We start from the raw sequence: 19,142 nt of genomic DNA on the forward strand, positions 1-19,142 counted from the left end.
AGCCCCAGTCCAAATGGACTGGGGTTTTTTCGTATATAAACACCTAAAGATGTTCTAATCAGTCAGGTCGATGAAAGGCATTCATCCATGAATATCATCGACATTAGTACATCCATGTACGTCAAAGCCCGCTACTGATGTAGTGGGCTTTTTTGCTTTGGGGGAAATGCAGCGGCAGCTCCGTTGAGTGAAGACCAATACGCCGCCCAGCTACTCACCAAGCAACTCGTCGAATAACAGGCTAATCCGCAAGGCTTGGTCTTTAGTTATTTAGACACAAGCAAGTCGCACCGCCGTTGACTCAATCCAACTTAAACTAAATTCCAACACCACCGCTTGCTAAAATCTACTTCTGTTTGCTGTAAAAATATGTTCGCTAACTAATGTAATTTGACAGCGCGCACGGTTGACTTACTGTGGTGATCTCAGTCACATTAACAGCCCGCCAATTCGCAATTGTATACAATATGATTGCTGGGACAGTGATGTAAGCAGCTGGTTCTAAGTTGCTCTTAGATATTTGGAAAAATACGTAAACCATATGGAATCGAAAGCTTTTATTGTTGGGCCTTGTTTGTTTGAGCCCGATTTACTTCTACTAAAATATCAAGAGCAAGAAATTAAGCTTACCGTTAAAGTTGCCAATCTGTTTGTGCTATTTCTTACTTCAGAAAACAATATTGTTAGCGCAGATGACGCAATCGAAAAAGTTTGGTTAGGCAATGAAAGTGTAGGCAGGAAAGGTTTTACAAATGCTGTCTGGGTGATTCGAAATGCATTTCGCACATTGGGTATTGAAGACGACATATTTGAAACGCTTCCGAAAAAAGGCTATCGGCTAACTTCTCACGTCAGTATCCCGACTCCTCCCGGTAAAACAGAAAAAAAATTGCGCTTTGCCGGCTTTGTGGCGTTTGTCTTGTTGCTCGTTGGGGCCATTGCACAGGTGTCTAATGTACCGACCAGTACTTCGGCAGCCAAAATCGAGACCCCCCTAGATGCACCAATTACAAATTTCGAAGGGGTTGAAGAGCACATTGCCCTATCGCCTGACGGGAATAAACTCGCACTTGTGTGGCAAAAGAACCCAGGCAGGGCGCAAATTTACTATAAAGACTTAACGGCAAGTACAAAAAAATTAGTGCTCTTATCCCGCGGCGAACACACAGAAGGCTCCCCTGCGTGGGCACCTAGTGGTAAAGCAATCGCCTATGTAGAACAGGTAAGTTCAGAGCGCTGCAACATTAAAATTCATAACCTCAATGAGCTTAAAGAGCATATTGTTAGCCAAAAGTGTTATTACAGTCCATTTCGCCGTGTCGTAACTTGGTCTGAACGCGGTATTTATTACTCAAAGCAGTTATCGGATCGTGTTGCTATTTTTCGTTTTGATGTCGCGTCGGAAACAGAAAAACAGGTGAGTTTCCCTTTGGCTGGCGAAGTCGACTTTGCAGGTCAGAGAAAAGATGATTTCGGCTTGTTGTTTATTCGTCGTAACCAAAATGCTACAGCATACCAACTGATTGTTCGGCAAGACGGTGAGGCAAAAGTTCTATTGGCTGACAACGCAAGCATTGTTGATGTTCATGTACATCCTTCACTGCCTAAGCTAGTTGTAAACTACAACGAAAAAGGCCAACAGGTTTTAGCTGAGTTTAACTACCAAGGTCAAAAACTAGCGGCCTATGTCTCTCGTGGATTATTTTCGAGTGTTCACTATCGCCCAACGTCTAATTGGATCCTCGCAACTGAACACATCTCTAAAGAGTATATTGCGCAAATTGACTTACATACCGGAGCTCACCTTCGCAGAGTTTCGTCTAGTTCTCGTGATATGTATGGGCGTTTTAGTCCAGTCGACAAAACCTTAGTATTCCTGTCCAACCGATCCCGGAATTGGAGTATTTGGACCAATGATGCGCAAGGGAGCCATGATCTTACAGGTGATGTGGAGGTTCTTTCCGCACCCGGTGTTGCCAATACTCAGCCAGTAGCTGCGGTTTTGATGAGCGGTGCCGATGGCCACCACCAATTAAGTTTAATTGATTTGCGTAGTGGCACGGTTAAGCCGCTCAATACGTTAGATCTAAATGCAGACTTTCCGACTTGGTCTAATGATGATAAGTACCTGTTTTTCAGTGCTGTTGATCAGGGCGCGCGTGGGATTTTCAAATTAAACCTAGCGACACAATTCGTTGAGCGTTTGACATCCTCTGGTGAACTCTATGCCGTTGAGGCCAGTCCCGGTAAGCTACTCGTATCGCGTGAAAATCGTAATGGATTATGGCTTTTTGATACTAACACCCAAGAATTTACGCTACAGACTGCAGACCTTTCAGAGTTCGATTTTGGCGGCTTTTTTCATCAGAACGGGATCACTTACTTCATTAAGCGCGGTACTGAGCACGATCAGTTAGTCTCTTTAGAGCAGGGGGCTGCGCGGACTGTTTTGACGTTCGAAGCAAATAGCATCAGAAAGTTTTTAGGCTTATCGAGAGGTGATGAGAACAGTTTCATTGCCACTCTAAAATTGGCAAATGAGGCCGATATAAGGTCATTACCTAGTGAATAGAGTGCCAGCTTATATAAGCTGTAAGTTACTGATTAATAGTTCATTAGATAACTAAAAGATAGAACGTTTTAATATTTGAGGTTTATTTGATTTAGCCGCTGTTGAATTGCTGTAACAAAAATTTAAAGGTCATTCCTAAGGGACAAAAAAACTAATCGCCCTTCTCAGGAAAACTAATCTCAGGAGCTATCATGACCTTTAAAAAAACCATGCTCGCTATGGCACTCGGGGCGATTTGCTTACCCGCTGCTGCAAGTGTGTTGACCGACAGTCACTCGCCAAAACAAAACGTAGCAGAAGAACGTTCGCGCTACATGATTCACCTGCAATCTGAGGAAGGGGCATCAACCCTACAGGTTCAAAAAGCTCAAGATGAAGCTTTTCAAGCTATCTTGCAAATGGATCCGCAAGCTTCCTTAACCAGCCGTGCAAAACTGGTTGCTAATTTCATTACAGTACAAACAACAGACGCTGTCTCGGAGCAGCTCAAAACGCTGCCTGGCGTGAAGCAGATTGTTGCGACAACGACCTCCAGCTATGTTGCGCCAGCCAATACGACAGCAACATTCGCCATCCGCGCGGAGTCAACAGATGAAGCCGTTGTGCCTCTGGCTCCATACCTCGGTGATGAAACTGCAGGTGCTGGGGCTACCGTAGCTATTCTGTCCACCGGTATTGATTACACGTCATCGTTTTTGGGGGGAAGTGGCGTCTACGGCGACGACGGCGATGAAGAAACCCCGCCACCTCCAGGCAGCTACTTAGAAGCCCTCGAAAGTGGCGCCATTGAATTTTCGGGTTTTCCTACCGATGTTGTTGCGGGCGGATGGGATTTTGCCGGTGAGAATTACGGCAACGATGGCAACCCAATCGATCAGCACTATGAATACGTCGACTACAATGGCTGGGAATACCCAACAGGAACTGGTACAGCGTTAGCGAGTCTTGTTCATCAACTTGCTCCCGGAGCACAGCTCTACGCTTATAAGGTGTATAACATTTCGCCTGCATCATGGGATCCAGAGCAAATGGTAGTAGCTGTACCGAGGCTCGATACGGTTGTGCAATCCATTGAGCATGCATTGGACCCAAACCAAGATGGTGACACTTCGGATCATGTTGATGTCTTGTTAATGGACGCGGCCGGCGCTGCAGCATTTTTCAACATGGATGGCTCTGCAAGCACATCGATTTTAGATTTAATCGTAGAAAAAGCATCTGCGCTTGGAACCACGATTGTGACTCATTCGGGTGTAGCTGGTGAGTATGGCTTGTACGGTGAGGCATCGGCAAAACATCGCTACTGGCTTTCAGTTGAAGGTGCGCCAACGTCAGTTGTCACCGTAGGTTCGGTCGTTCGTGATGGTGAAACAACATTCTCGCCTGAATGGGCCCCACTGGGTCCAGTACGTGGCTCACTTGCGCTCAAGCCTGAAGTAGTTAGTTATGCTGACAAGCAGCCAGTTTCGGCGATCACTAGTGCTGATACGCCAGTGATGAGCTACAAAGATGGCGCCATCTGGGCAGCCGCGCGCGTTGCCGCCGCAGCGGCCGTTGTGAAAGGCAAATACCCACAAATGGGCCCTGCTGAAATAAAAGCTATGCTCGCCAATACAGCGACCAATAATGGCTTACTGGAGAGTGCCCATGGCGAAGAGGCGGAACTGATTGCAGTAGGTCACGGTGTTGAGAATGTCGAGGCAGCTGCGGTATCTCCTGTCTTCATCTGGGATTCAGCTAACTCTCAGCCTTACTTGCAGTTTGGTATGCACGAAGTCACTGATACGGCCTATGTCGTGAAAAAAGCCTTTATTCGTAACGTATCCGATACGGCGCAGACTTACACGATTAGCCACACCGATTTTAGTGACCGAGGTGCAAATAGTGCAGTGCTCTTCAGCTATCCAAATACGGTGAGTATTCCTGCTGGTGGCGCAACTGAAATCACCATTACTGCTGAAATTGATGCTAGTAAGCTGCCAGTTTGGCCGTTGAAGCAAACCTCAGACTTTACTGATGAGCTAATCAAGCAAACAGAAATGAATGGGTACCTGGTATTCTCATCAGAAACTAACCCTGATTTGAAAGTTGGCTGGATGCTAAAAGCTCGGCCTGCGACCACAATTAGCAAGTCGACTCTCACGTCGGAGTTTCCCATTTACAAAGGGTGGGACCCAGATTTAGGCGAAACCGTTTATGATCACTTAGCGTGGGCAAAAACATACTACCCAGATGACGAGTGGGGTTATGGAACCTATAGCGCTTATGTATCATCGTTCACCAACGAATCAGAGTCTGAAACCACTTTTGAAGCGTATCCGGTCATTATCCACAAAAGCACATTTTCAGACTATCAGGACAACTTCACCGGACACTACCTTCAAACCATTGGTGGCGGCGTTTTTGACGAGCCGGCTTGTACGGTTACGGGTAAGAAGTTCTCACTTGCTGTAAAACTACTTCGACCTGCGAATACCACGATGGCGCGTTATCTGGATAAAATTGGAGAGCCAATTTTTTTCTACGATCTGTTCTATCAATCAGTGGTTGAAAACTACGGTTGGGATGAGAGTTTTGAAGGCTCTTACCTGTGGGACGAAAATGAAATTTTCAACCAATTATTCGTATCGATAAACGAAGCGGGTCAGCCTGCAACGTTCTTCATTGACTACAACAAAGAATACAACTGGGAAGACCCTGCCGGCCGTTACACTGAGTCGAGCTTACCAACCAAGTTCACCGGTGATGGGTCACATGTTGTTTCGCAATTCTGTCTAGAAGATATTTACCACCATGAGTTAGATAGCATTGATGATTTTGACCAAAACTTAGGTGTTCATGTAGAGACTGATCGGGATGTTTCTCGCGATAAAGGCGAGCCTATTGCTCAGTTCAACCCTGTGCGTGGTGGTTACTACAATGAAGAAGAAACATGCGGAACTGACTGGTTTGGCAATGAAGTTTGCGACAAACTTGTCCAAGATAAATCTGTCCGCGCAGGCTTTGCTCCAGCGGATGAAACTGAGCTCACCGATCTTGTGCCAATGTCTAGTTATACCGCCAAGCCAGGTGAAGAAGTTCGTATTATCGCCGCTCGCAGCCAACTTGGATCGATTGGAATTGGCAGTGAAAGTTTTGCCGATGAAAGCTTACCCAAATTCCTTGTGATCAGTACCGATGATAATTTTGCCCAGGTTGGTTATGCGGGCTTTTTGGATGCGGATGGCTCAATCATTGCCGATGTGCGTGCTGGTCAGGTGATGCATGTTCAGGAAGATGCCGAGGCTGGCACTGTTGTTGGTAAGATTGAACTTGATACTCAAGGTTTCTTTGGTTACCCGGATTCTGAATGGGAATCAATGGAGTTGATCATTGTTGATACAGTTGAAGGGACGCCGTTTGCAATTAATCAACAAACGAAGGAACTTTATGTTATTGACCCAACGGCACTAGACCATGAGATTGCGGAGCAAATCTCGCTTCGAATCGTCTCTCGTTTGTCAAACAATGTTGGCATGACAACGCCTGTGATTATTAACGTCGCCAATGTTAACGACATGGCGCCAACGGTTTCTGAAAGTGTCGCTGCGAATTTGTCGGTGATGAACATCACCTTCGATCCAAAAGTTGGCCATGCATTCTCTTATGACATCTCTGGCTTGTTCTCTGATGCTGAAGGCGACATGGTAACGATTTCCGTTGCGAGCAGCTCGCTAGACGGAGTGTCGATAGAGCAAGAAGCGTTAGTAGGCTCCATTGAAGAGCCGGGTGAATACCAAGTTGTTCTAAGTGCAACCGATGGCGTTCATGAAACGCAACACACCATGAGTATCGTTGCGACTAAATCAGCCTCAAGTGGATCAGGTGGTGGCTCTATGGGCTTTATCCTGCTACCACTTCTTGGTCTGCTGTACCTGCGCCGTTGTCGATAAATCAATGCAGTGATTAGAGGGCTTTCGAGCCTTCTAATCTATTGAGGAACAATCACATGCATATTAAACATTTAATGCTGCCAGCGCTGTTGCTGGCATGCTCTACTGCGGGTGCCCAAGCATCAGATGATGTTCAAACAGGGAACGTTATAGCGCAGGGAGATCAACTTAAAAAGCTAAAGACGTCTTATAAGAAAAATCGCGACAACCTGTACTTTATCCAATTTAACGATGAACCTCTTGCGAGTTACAAAGGTGGAATTAGCAACCTAGCCGCAACCTCACTGAATGCAGCGCCATCTAACCGTTCGGCCTCTGGACAGCTTGACGTGCATTCGGCGGTAAGTCTTCAATACAAAGGATATTTGGCGGCGCAACAAGCTCAAGCGTTATCCAGCTTAAGCCAGAAACTATCGCGCAAACTTAACGTTAAGCATAGTTACCAGACGGTCCTGAACGCCGTGGCAGTGGAGCTAGAAGACAGTGAAGTAAAAGCTGTGATGCGTGATGCTTCAGTACGCAACGTTGAGAAAATTGGTATGCACTATTTGCATACCGCAAATGGGCCAAGCTTTATTCAAGCGCCGGCCGTTTGGAGCGGTGAAGGGAGCTTTGCTGGAAGCAAAGGCGAGGGCGTTATTGTTGGTATTATTGATACCGGTATTAATGCCGCTCACCCATCATTTGCAGATGTTGGCGCAGATGGCTACGACCATACCAACCCTTTAGGTGAAGGCGTTTATTTAGGCGATTGTGTTGAGTACGCTAAGTTCTGTAACGACAAACTCATCGGCATCGTTAGTTATTCTGACATCATCGATTACTACCCTGAAGTGGTGAATCCAACTGAGTTTGACGACATTGATGATAAGCTGAAAGTTGGTTACGACTTTCAAGGCCACGGCTCTCACGTTGCTTCTACCGCCGCCGGTAACATTCTGCATGATGTCAATTACTACATGAATGTGACCGACGATGAAGGTTCCATTGGTGCACCGAGTTCGTTTAATTTTGACATGGTGAGTGGTGTTGCACCGCATGCCAATATCGTTTCTTATCAGGTGTGTGATTTATATGGTTGCTACCCTGAATTGACGGCTCTTGCTGTCGAGCATGCCATTGAAAATGGCGTGAACGTCATGAACTACTCCATTGGTGGTTCGGCACGTGATCCGTGGTCATCTGTCGATGCCGAAGCATTTTTGAACGCCCGGGAAGCCGGCATTCATGTGGCAACATCTGCTGGTAACAGCGGTCCTGATCCAGAAACCATTGGGGCGCCAGGTAATGCGCCGTGGATCACCACGGTGGCAGCTTATACACACGATCGTCATTTCACACCGAAAATGCTCACCGCATTCGAAGGTGGTCAATCGATACTGGCTGATATTGAAGGTGTTGCTGCAACCACGGGCTATTCCGGCAAGGTTGTTCTGGCTGCAGATTATGACGACGCGGGGTGCTTAAGTCCGTTTGCTGCAAATACGTTCAATGGTGAAATTGTTGTTTGTGAGCGAGGCGATATTGCTCGTGTACGCAAGGGGCTCAATGTTCAAGAAGGGGGTGCCGGCGGCCTGATTTTAATGAATGTTGACGGTGGCGCAGAGACGCTAGATGCTGACAATCACATCATTCCTGCCATCCACATCAACGCTGAAGACGGCCAACTCCTTGTTGACTGGTTATCAGAGGGCAACGACCATTCGGTGACAATTACGGCATCATCACTGACCAGTGATCCTGACGCTGCTGATGTAGCTGGGGCATTTACCTCCCGCGGGCCGAACCTGCCATATGCAAATATCTTCTCGCCGGACATTGCAGGCCCTGGTGTTGATATTTACGCAGCAGACGCTGAAGACAAGCCGTTTGACTCTGAAGGCGGCAACATTCCGTATGTTGTGATGAGTGGGACCTCCATGTCGAGTCCGCATGTTGCGGGCGCTTTGGCATTGATTCATTCGGTTCACCCTGATTGGACGCCTGCTCAGGTGCAATCGGCGGTCATGGGAACGGCTCACCGCCTCACCTATACCGATGATGAAGGCACCGGTGATAAAGTTCGTTCCGACTTCTTTTCCCAAGGTGCGGGTAGCATTCGTATTCAGGACGCAATTCATGCGGGATTGATTCTGGATATTACCTACCAAGAATACCTTAGTGCAGATCCTTATGCTGGTGGTGACCCAACCACGCTTAACTCCACTTCCATTGCGCTCGATAGTTGCTTAGGGACGTGTGAATGGCAACGAACAGTGACTGCTACTGCGGATGGTACTTGGACTGCGAATTATGAGTATTTAAATCCTGGTTTCGAGCTGACGGCCACCCCAAGCCAGTTCACCTTAGAAGCCGGCGAGAGTCAGACCATTACTTTCAGTGCGTCATCCAATATCGAATTGGAAGATGAGTCGGTACATGGTTATGTGATTTTTGAAAGCGCTAGCGAGGCTTTGAGTGATACTCACTTCCAAGCAACCATCGGTTTTCGTGGCGGCGAAATTGCTGAGTCAGTATCAGCGTCACTGAACAATGTTGATAACACGATTGTTATTAAAGATGTGGTGACGTCCGGTTCAAATGACTTGCAGGCCCGAGGATTCGGTTTATTCGAAGCCGTTACTGTTGAAGGAACGGCACAAGGCGCCTCGAATGACAGCGAGCGCAATAGCCCAGCACGATATCAATCGACGATTTTCTCACACCAAATAATCGTTGAGCCTTATACCAAGAAGCTGGTTGTTGAAATCATAGATTCAACCGCGCCCGATATGGACTTGTATGTTGGTATTGACGAGAACGATGATGGTAAACCTGACAGCATTGAAATGTATTACTCATTGCTGTGCGTCAGTGGTAGAGAAGATTCAGCGGAGTACTGTGAGCTCGATAAACCACCTGTCGGTAACTATTGGATTTTTGCTCACAACTTTGCCGGCTCGTCAGAATTTGAGCCTGACTCAGTAACAATTCGGATTGGCCATTTGCCATATCGCTATACTGCTAGTTTTGACATTGATGCGCCAACTGTAGCTGAAGAAAGCGTGCCATTTGACGTTACTTTAGCGGTTAACGGTTATCTTACAGACAACGAATCAGTCATCGAGCTAGAAGCGGGCAAATTCTATTACGGTTTATTAGAGATGGGGACGACCGAATCGCTGAAAACCAATATTGGCACCACCGTTATTGGCATCCGTGGTTTGGCGCCCGTGAACAGCGCACCGATGAAAACAGAGATGTTTGCTGACCAAGGCTATGATATCGATGGCGACAGCCTTGCTATCTCAATCGACTTAAATGAATGGTTTAGTGATGCAGATGGCGACGATTTATCGTTCGATATGGAGTCTGAGCTTAACGCCGAGATTAGCGATGGTATTTTAACTGCAACCCTAACCGAAGCGGCTGAATATACCGTGCAGTTGACAGTATCTGATGGTAGCAATACCACTTCAGAAAGCTTTGTCATGACTGTAACCAAGCAAGAATCTTCGACCCAACCTGATCCATCACCAGTCTCTGGAGGTTCTGGTGGCGGGACATTTGGGGTATTGAGCTTGTTGATGGCTGGCGGGCTTTTAGCTTTCCGCAGAAGACTGAAGAGCATCGCTTAAACATCAGTATCGAATGTTTAAAAGAGCTCACATTAGTGAGCTCTTTTTGTTGCGCTTATCTTAACTAACCACCGGCTTTTGCGTGCCGTGTTGCACAATGGTAGCAGTGCTCCTTTTCTAGCTAGTCATGTGTTTGTTCAGCTTTTAGACGAGTATGGAAAGCGCTAACGGCGTCGCGGAACATTGTTAACTTACTAACAAACCTCACAAAAACAACACGTTAATGAAATGTTAAACGCATTTATATCAGTAGGTTAGATATGGCTCATGGTTTGCTTTGATTCCCTTGAAGCCGATTTAACTAACTTATGAGGTAACTGTCATGGCGCCGGAGTCGCAGCAAACCGATCGTTATATTTCATTTTCTGGTATCGCTTGTGATGCGAACGCCGACAAACTTGTCGCGATCTTAGAGCATCACTTAAGTGATCAGCATGGTGGCAATGAGTGGGTTAACTACTTCCAGAAAAAACGTGCAGAGCAAACACGTATGGGGGGGGACAACTTGCATTTTATTGGTAATCAACTCAATCCGCTGTTCGAGTACTTCCAAGCGTGTGGTGACGAAGAGGCGGATGCGCTGCTCTATCAAATCGAACAAGAGTGTCTGTAATTTACTAACTTTTCATTTGTTATAACTCTGATAAGGTGTCATGGGGTTGGTAGGAAACCAAGGTATGACATGGATTGGACGCAGTTTGATTTAAACCTCTTAAGAACGTTATTGGTATTGTTGCAGGAAAAGAACACTCGCAAGGCTGCAGATCGTTTAGGCGTAAGCCAGCCTGCCGTGAGCCGTTCATTAGCAAGAATTCGTGCTTGCTTCGATGATCCGCTGTTTATTCGACAGGCTCGGGGACTCGCGTTAACCGATCGTGGTGTCGAGTTAGCCGAGCAACTACCAGAGATCATGGAAGCGCTACAGGCAAGCTTGCAAGGGAAGCAATTCGAGCCAGAAAAACTTACCGGTAAGTTTCGCTTGGCGATGAATAGCTACTTATCAGAAAGCCATGGCTACTTAGTTTGCCAAGCGATTATGGCTCAAGCGCCAAACGTTGAGCTTGAGCTTCACAACTACACGCCATCAACACAAATGCAATTGCAGCGGCAAATCTTAGATGCTGCGATTAGTTTTTATCCGCTCGATTTATCGAAAGAGATTCGACAACAAGTGGTGAGTACCACCAATGTTGGCGCTTTGTGCCGTAAAGACCATCCGCTTGAGTCTAAGTTTTTTGAGCCAATGGATTTAGCTAATTACCCGGTGGCCGGGTTAATTTTGCCTGAGTTCAATGAGCAGCAAATGCTGATTCAAAAATTGCTGGGCAAATCGTTTGTGTTGCAGCCTAAATTCCGTAGCCAACAGCTTGCGACAATACTTCAATACGTCAGCGACTCCGATGGCTTGTGCATTGCACCCAAATCCAGCTTTTGTGGAAAATTGCCGGACGATTATCGGTTTTTGGAATTAAGCCATGAGGGGCACACCGTTGAAATGCCAATAGCGTTGGCATTCCATAATAATAAATATCGCACTGCGAAATTTAATTGGCTGGCTCAGTTAGTCGAAGGTGTTTTTAGCGCATAAAAAAGGCCCCTTGCGGGGCCAAGTCCAATTACTTGGACGTGCGTTAATAACTAGCTCATGACCTCAGTGTTTGGGAACCAGTGCGCCCAGACCATCCAAAATACGCCGTTGTGCATCGGTACTTGGGTTAAGCGTCCTTGGTCGGTGTTACCAAATACATCGATCTCCTCAAACTCGATCTGTTGGCCATTTTTTACGGTGTCGAACACATTGAGAATATCGCTCTGCTGGTCGTAAACCATGACCATGTTGCGACCATCCACTTCGAACTTATAAATAGGGTTCGCCTGTGCAAACCGTTGAGTAAACGCTAACTGATTGTTGTTCGACGTGTAGCCCCAAACTTGCTCTTTATGTTCTACGCGCGTATCGGCCATATCTAATGTGGGGAAGATAGCGCCGTGATCTGAGCTGAACTGTTTTGCCATCGGTCCTTCAAATACTTTCGTCAAAAATTTATCCATGTTGCGCTCAAAGGCGTAGAGGAACACACGCCCTTCGGGGTAAACGTTCTTAAAGTCGTGCCAGCTCATCATGGTATTGGCATGTTTTACGATGTTGGTGTCGGTAAACTCGGACTCCATGGTCATTTGCTGAATTAAATCACCGCTACTGCGGTCGACCATCACCAAGTTATTGTTGGTTTGAATCAAAATGCCCAAATCTGATTCGCCGTGGCCAATGTCTTGTTCAATAACCACTGGCAAATTACTCAAGGCACAAAACGTGATGGCGACGTCTTTACCGCCAATGTTGTCGCCAGCTATATGTGGGATCTCGAGGTGCTTGCGTGGAAAAGCGCGCACATCACCGTTAATTTCTACTGCATAGACAATATCTTCATCTTGTAGAATGTCATTTGCTTCGGCGATGCTGACATATTCAGCATTGTGCTGCAGTGAAGGGAAGAATGCTGCAAGCATGAAGTTAGCTGCGATAATGGTGGTTGCAACGCCGCCGGTTGCAAGCCCCATCTTTAATTTGTTCCAAATTTGATATTTGCTATGCAGGTACCACAGATACCCCATGAGCCCGATGTTCAAGCCAATGAACCACCAACGATATTGATAATATGTGACGATCCATTCGCGCGGCAGGTTCAAGCTCTGTCCCGGCTCGGTCATTAAGACGGCACAAAATATTGAAAAAGTAGCTGTAACTGCAGCTACCAAGCTAAACCACACCAAAGGTTTTTTACTTGTGTTACTCATGTTGCTACTCCCAAGAATTGATGTTGGCAACATGATAACAACGCAAGAGTTATGAGAAAGTGGCTGCGTGTACTTTCAGATATAACGAAAATGATATTTCTTGGTTAGTGAAAATCTCTAGAATGAGCAGCGAGCGCTTGCAGGCGGTGGGTTTGATCAATAAGCCTGCCGGCAATGAGGTGGATCACCGCCTCGTCGCGCTCCACGATACCATGTACTTCTAATATCTTGGCCTGTAAGAATGGCTGTCGTTGTGCGCGCGCGGTATCGCGCCAAACCACGACATTGATATTGCCGGTTTCATCTTCGAGGGTAACAAAGGTAACGCCACTGGCAGTTCCTGGCCGTTGCCGCCCAACGACAACGCCAGCAACTCGAGCCATTTCGCCATGTCGATAAGTTGCCAGCTGCACCGCATTGACGACGTTGCCAAACTCGCCCCGTTCGCGCAGCAGTTGCATAGGGTGGCTGGTCAGGCTTAGCCCCAAGTGTTGGTAGTCTTGCAGTAGGTTATCAATGGCTGATGGCTCAGCTAAATAAGCCGCGGGTGCCGGCTCTTTGATGCGTTGCTCGATTTGGTTGAATAGGGGGCTGTTATCTGTTGCTTCAGATAATTGCCAGTGGGCTTGATAACGATTCCCTGCAATTTGATTGAGCGCTCCGGATGCGGCGAGCGCTTGCAGCTCATGTCGGTTAATGCCCAGCCGCTGTAATGCCGCGGCACAGTCGTAACCGGCAGCTGGCCGGTGTTGGCAAAGCCGAGCTGCTGTAGCTGCGGAAAACCCTTTAATCAATCTCATCCCTAGTTGAATCGCCAGTTTTCTTTGAGAGGTGCTTACTAATTTGTGGTGCCAGTCACTACGATTGATGTCCACCGGTAACACGGTCACATGGTGGCGTTGAACGTCTTGAATAAGCTGTGACGGCGAGTAAAACCCCATCGGCTGGCTGTTTAATAAAGCACAGCAAAAGGCGGCAGGGTGGTGGTATTTAAGCCAAGCAGAAACATAGGCTAGCAACGCAAAACTAGCGGAATGAGACTCAGGAAAACCATATTCACCAAAGCCTAAAATCTGTTTAAAAATACGATCAGCAAAACTGCTGGAATAGCCATTCTTTGCCATGCCAGAACGTAGCTTGTGCTCGAATTGAGCGAGCTTGCCGTTGCGCTTCCAACTTGCCATGGCTCGCCGCAATTGATCGGCTTCACCTGCGCTAAAGCTGGCAGCAACCATGGCAAGTTTAATGACCTGCTCTTGGAAAATTGGCACTCCCATGGTGCGCTCAAGCACGGCCTTGACGGCCTCATTGGGGTAGCTAATCGGTTCTTTGCCATGACGTCGCCGCAAGTAAGGGTGAACCATGTCACCTTGAATTGGGCCGGGCCGAACAATGGCAATTTGTACCACCAAATCGTAATAACAGCGGGGCCTTAAGCGGGGCAACATATTGGTTTGGGCGCGCGATTCAATTTGAAAAACGCCAATGCTATCGGCTTGGCACAGCATGTCGTAAACCTCGGGCTGCTCCCACTGCACTTGCCCCATGTCTAATGAAGGCCCGCCGGCTTTGGCCACCAAGTCGAAACAGCGACGGATTGCCGTTAGCATCCCCAGCGCCAACACATCCACTTTCAGTAGTCCTAACGCCTCCAAGTCATCTTTGTCCCACTGGATCACCGTTCGTGCTGCCATGGCGGCATTTTCCGTTGGTACTAAAGAGTGGAGAGGCCCGGATGAAATGACAAACCCACCCACGTGCTGTGATAAGTGACGGGGGAACCCAATAATTTGTTCCACCAGGTCACTAAAATGACGGACTTGCGGGTGATCGCTAGGGCCTAGCCACGTCAGTTGTTGGTGCCAGTCTTGCTGCTTATCGCGCCGGTCAACATGGGCTAAAAACTGATCCAGCTGGTTATCAACAAAGCCCAGCGCTTTACCCACATCGCGAACGGCGCTTTTAAAGCGGTAACTGATGACTGTGGCTGCAAGAGCGGCCCGCTCTCGGCCATATTTCTGATAAATGTACTGAATGACTTCTTCGCGGCGTTCGTGCTCGAAGTCGACATCAATATCTGGCGGCTCGCCTCGTTCTTTGGAGATAAATCGCTCGAATAGCACCTGAATTTTGCGGGGATCGACTTCGGTAATACCAAGGCAATAACACACCACCGAATTTGCAGCCGATCCGCGGCCTTGATAAAGAATGCGCTGATTTTTGGCAAACCGAACAATGTCTTCAATGGTGAGAAAAAAGTGGGCGTATTGCAGCGTATCGATGAGCGCAAGCTCTTTCGCAATAATGGCTTGAATCGCCAAAGGCACCCCGTCAGGAAAGCGCCATTGCTGACCCTGTTCAACAAGCTGGCGGAGGTAACTCATTGGCGTGTGGCCTGCCGGCACCAGTTCGGCTGGATATTGATATTTCAGCTCATCAAGACTGAATTGACAACGAACCGCGAGCTCACTGGCATGGCTTAGGTGCTGGCGTAAAAATAAACGTTGTAGGCTAGATTGAGGGCGTAGGTGGCGCTCGGTGTTACTACTGGCTTGCGCTAAAACTTGATCAACTGGCTGGTTCAGGCGAATGCTCGTTAATGTATCGAGTAGTGGTTGCCGCTCTGGCACATGCATTAATACGGCGCCACATGCCACCACAGGCCACGGCTGCTGTTCGGCAAAATCACACAGGTTTTGATAACGGGTTTTATCTTCACCATTTAGGGTGCGATTGGCGATGAGCCAGATATTGTCTTGTCGATAACGACTTAACCAATCCAGTGACGACGACCATTGCTCGGTATCCGCAGGTGCTATCCAGCCAATAAAAGCTTGTTGAATAATGCTAGTTACATCGTCTCGATGGAGCTGATAACTGCCCTTTGCGCTGCGCATTCGACCGCGAGTGATGAGTTGGCTGATCTCGCCATAGGCCTGTAAGTGTTGCGCCCACAGCACAAGTTGATCGCCTTCGCTCAGTCGTACATAAGTCCCCACAATCAGCGGCAGGCCAACGGCTTTGGCGGCAACATGGGCGCGTACCACGCCCGCTAATGAGCATTCATCGGTAATGGCTAACGCTTGGTAACCTAACTCAAATGCCCGCTCGACTAACTCCTCTGGATGAGAGGCTGCCTGTAGAAAGCTAAAGTTGGATTGGCAGAATAACTCTGCATATGGTGGGTTCATGTTGGCTATCCGAACCAGCCATGAATAAACCACTCATTTTTTGGCGTGCGGTACACCCAGCATTGTTGGCCTTGCTGATCTTCTGCCACAAAGTAATCGCGTTGGATGGGCTGGTTGTCCCACCAGCCGGTCACAATTCGCTCCGGTGCCGTTTTTAATTCCCAGGGCGCAGCTGGTAATGGCTTGGGCTGAGGTAATAGCCAACAAGGGCGAGCACCATGGTCGGCTCTAGCGGCAGTTGGCTCTGGCGCAGACTCGGCTGATAGCCGATAAGCATTCTCAGGCCTTGGGTCGGGGCAGGCCGCCAGTTGCAATACCTGCGCTTGACCTAAACGACTTTGCAGCCGGCTGATTAGCTGCCCCGCATTAAGTGCTTGGCTGTTGGTGTTGGCAAACAAATCGGTTGGTAGTTGCTGCTGAGGGACGAGTTCGGCGGCTTTCACGATCATGACCATGACAGGCTCAGGTAATACCAAGCTCTGCAATCGTAAGCGTGCTAATTGGATGAACTCGCCGGCCAAATGCTCTGGCTGTGCTAATCGCAATGTGACTTGGGTTGTTGGGTGCTCCCGATGCTCAAGTGCTAGCTCGACACTCACAGTGGCGAGCTGACGCTGCCTGAGGTACTGACTGAGTTCGCCCAAGATCCGCTGGAGAGGAAACAGCAAACCGTTGGTGTGCTGAATTTCATGTAGGCAATGCCAGTGTCGAGTAAAGCATGCCGGCGGTTCAAACCATTGATAAGCCAGTGGCTGATCGCCCGTTAATTGTGCTAACCAAAGCGCAATCTCACCGTTAAATCGGCACTTCCAATCGGCCATGGGGATGGCCAACATTTGGCCAAGCTGTTTAATCCCAACATCGGTGAGCTTTTGTTGTTGGCGCAATGTCAGCGGTAAAGCGGCAACAGGCAGCTGCAACAGCTGTTGTTGTAGCTCAGCCGTTGCAGCTAACGGCATTGCGATACCGGCTTGAGCCAGTGTGTAAGCGGCAACTGGTGTATGGCCGGCAGCGGCATGAAAGCGTATTTTTTGTTCCAGTAGGGATTGTTCAAGTAGCTGCCAATGCGATGCTCGGCCGGTAAATAAGCGCCACATGCTGGCAACTTCCACGAGTAAGCCTTGCTCAAAGGCGAGGGCAATTTGAGCACAATACTGATAACAGGTTTCTGCTAACTGGATTAGTAGCTGTTGTTGGTATTGTGGCTTTTGCACTTGTAGTTGTAACTCTGGGTATAGCTGTAGCGCGGTGGTGAAAGGCATGCCGGGTTGAATGCCTTGTGCCTCGGCTTGCTGACACACTTGAATGACTCGCTTGTGCTGATCGAGTACGGCAACCGCGGCGTTGTCATCTTGCTGAGAGAGTTGATCGGCCTGTAAGTGAGGAAAGTGCAAGTACAGCCAGACTGGGGGCGTAGTGGGTGACATGATCTTGGTACACCGCTAATGAGCAGACTGGCGCTGCTGCCAAGGCCCTTGAATTAATTGCCCTGAGCATTGCTGTTCGGTGGCGCGGAACCAATGCGCTTGTTCACTGCGGCTGACATCGGGGAGCGAGATTGATATGGGTGGTGGCGCCCAGCTACCACGCCGCTTCAAACAATGGACGTGAATCGAATGGCTGGATATAGCGGTTAACACGAGCCGACATGCTGATGGCGATGATTGTTGCGCCACTTGCTCTGGACGCATCAACCATAACTGGCTTTGACCTTGCTCGGCAGCCAACTGAAGCCTGCGAATGTCACGAGAAGCCACTTCTTGCTGTTGCTCAAGCCATGCAATAACCGCCATGCAACTACCACTTTTGAGGGTTTGTTCGGTGGCCCATAGTGCCTGCTTGTGATCTGCTGGGCTGACAACCAGCTGGTGCTTTAGCGCTAAGCCGGCATCTTGCAAGGCTGGTGGATAAGGCACGAAAGGTGGGTTAATCCATGCTGTGTGGCTTTGCTGAGACAGCGCTGCCAAGCTCGGCAATAGTAATCTTAGCTCTCCAATACCTTGCCCCGAGTAGAGCAATTCACTGACTTGAGCCTTGGGCCAGCCACCTAACAACAACTGATCTAGTGCCTGAATGCCTGAACTTAAGGTGTGTTGGCCATCGGTTCGTTGATTTGCACCTCGCCATAACCGGCCAGTATTCAGTAAGGATTGTAGGCTCACATCAGACTCCCGATCTCAAACAAAAAATAACTGTATATACATACAGTATACATCGATTCGTTAAGGTCGCAAATTTGATCTGGTTAACGCTGAGCGTGTTTGGCAATACGTTGTTTAAAGGCTTTCCACGCAAGGCTTTCATCATCTTGCTTGCAGCCCGCACCACCATAGGAAAGCCACACTTTACCGTTGAGTTGAGGATCGAGTTGTTGCTGATCTTGGACTAGTACGCACCTGCCTGATTTCATCCGCATTAAGGTTGAGCCATCAGCCAATCTGTATTCTTCCGCAATGTCCGAGCTTTTTGGGTAAGTGATTGTACCTTCGGGTTTATTGAACTCATGGGTATCACGCCGTTCAACCGGTGGTTTATTTTGTAAGTGCTCTGGCAGTGATGCGGTGCTGAGTGAGTCGGGAATAAAACGGCGTAAACCAGAGCGCTTTGTTGGCGTCGAGCTGCTGATGTTGGGCTTGGTTTGCAACAGCTCATTCATGCGCTGCTGCGTTTGTGGTGACAACTCCGGAAGAGTCGTTTCGTTGGCTTGTTCGGGTTGTTCTGTAGCGACAGCCTCATCAATCGGTGGCTCTGGAGCTTCAGGCTCGGCTTGTTCGATTGGTTCTGGCTCTGGTTTTTGCGCAAGCGCTGGCTCGTTTTCAAGCGGTGGTTGCGGCGCTGGCGGCTGCTTCATGACAATCAAGCGAGCTTGAATGGGCTTCTTTTCTAACTTAGGTGTACTAGGTGTTAACACTGCCGCGCGCTGTAGTGCCCAGATCAAAATTGCGTGGGCAAACAAAGAAAAAATGATGAGACCAGTGAAGCGAATCCATCCGCGGGGCATGACGACTACCGTTATTTGTCATAGAGTTAG

General features: G+C 48.3%; 10 protein-coding genes. 5 read left to right on the forward strand and 5 right to left on the reverse strand.

From position 1 onward, the window contains the following. Positions 1-541 precede the first annotated feature (541 nt). The 5 genes from K0504_RS14335 to K0504_RS14355 all read left to right on the forward strand — a co-directional run bounded on the left by K0504_RS14335 (position 542) and on the right by K0504_RS14355 (position 11,709). Positions 542-2,572 carry a hypothetical protein gene (locus tag K0504_RS14335; protein WP_220104838.1) on the forward strand — a complete coding sequence of 677 codons (2,031 nt, stop codon included), beginning with the start codon at positions 542-544 and terminating at the stop codon, positions 2,570-2,572. A 191-nt stretch (positions 2,573-2,763) separates the two neighbouring features. Continuing rightward, positions 2,764-6,504, forward strand: coding sequence for a S8 family serine peptidase (locus K0504_RS14340; protein WP_220104839.1), 3,741 nt, complete (start codon positions 2,764-2,766; stop codon positions 6,502-6,504). Positions 6,505-6,560: 56 nt separating this feature from the next. Further along, a complete protein-coding gene (locus tag K0504_RS18605; protein ID WP_220104840.1) occupies positions 6,561-10,121 on the forward strand; it encodes a S8 family serine peptidase in 3,561 nt (1,186 codons plus the stop codon). Positions 10,122-10,443: 322 nt separating this feature from the next. Continuing rightward, a complete protein-coding gene (gene cowN / locus K0504_RS14350) occupies positions 10,444-10,734 on the forward strand; it encodes a N(2)-fixation sustaining protein CowN (protein ID WP_220104841.1) in 291 nt (96 codons plus the stop codon). Positions 10,735-10,803: 69 nt separating this feature from the next. After that, positions 10,804-11,709 (forward strand): LysR family transcriptional regulator, encoded by a 906-nt coding sequence (locus tag K0504_RS14355; protein WP_220104842.1) that lies wholly within the window; start codon positions 10,804-10,806, stop codon positions 11,707-11,709. A 50-nt stretch (positions 11,710-11,759) separates the two neighbouring features. Here K0504_RS14355 and K0504_RS14360 read toward each other — a convergent pair whose 3' ends face one another. The 5 genes from K0504_RS14360 to K0504_RS14380 all read right to left on the reverse strand — a co-directional run bounded on the left by K0504_RS14360 (position 11,760) and on the right by K0504_RS14380 (position 19,112). Continuing rightward, the gene (locus tag K0504_RS14360) at positions 11,760-12,920 is read right to left on the reverse strand and encodes a DUF3179 domain-containing (seleno)protein (RefSeq protein ID WP_220104843.1); all 1,161 of its coding nucleotides are present in this window, start codon (positions 12,918-12,920) and stop codon (positions 11,760-11,762) included. Positions 12,921-13,024: 104 nt separating this feature from the next. After that, positions 13,025-16,111: an error-prone DNA polymerase gene (locus K0504_RS14365; protein ID WP_220104844.1), complete on the reverse strand. Its 3,087-nt coding sequence runs from the start codon at positions 16,109-16,111 to the stop codon at positions 13,025-13,027. Positions 16,112-16,116: 5 nt separating this feature from the next. Beyond that, positions 16,117-17,538 carry a Y-family DNA polymerase gene (locus K0504_RS14370; RefSeq protein ID WP_220104845.1) on the reverse strand — a complete coding sequence of 474 codons (1,422 nt, stop codon included), beginning with the start codon at positions 17,536-17,538 and terminating at the stop codon, positions 16,117-16,119. Between the two features lie 15 nt (positions 17,539-17,553). Continuing rightward, a complete protein-coding gene (imuA, locus tag K0504_RS14375; protein ID WP_220104846.1) occupies positions 17,554-18,273 on the reverse strand; it encodes a translesion DNA synthesis-associated protein ImuA in 720 nt (239 codons plus the stop codon). Between the two features lie 83 nt (positions 18,274-18,356). Next, the gene (locus K0504_RS14380; protein WP_220104847.1) at positions 18,357-19,112 is read right to left on the reverse strand and encodes a hypothetical protein; all 756 of its coding nucleotides are present in this window, start codon (positions 19,110-19,112) and stop codon (positions 18,357-18,359) included. Positions 19,113-19,142: the final 30 nt, after the last annotated feature.

Source organism: Neiella holothuriorum (genome assembly GCF_019457915.1).
Lineage (GTDB): Bacteria > Pseudomonadota > Gammaproteobacteria > Enterobacterales > Neiellaceae > Neiella > Neiella holothuriorum.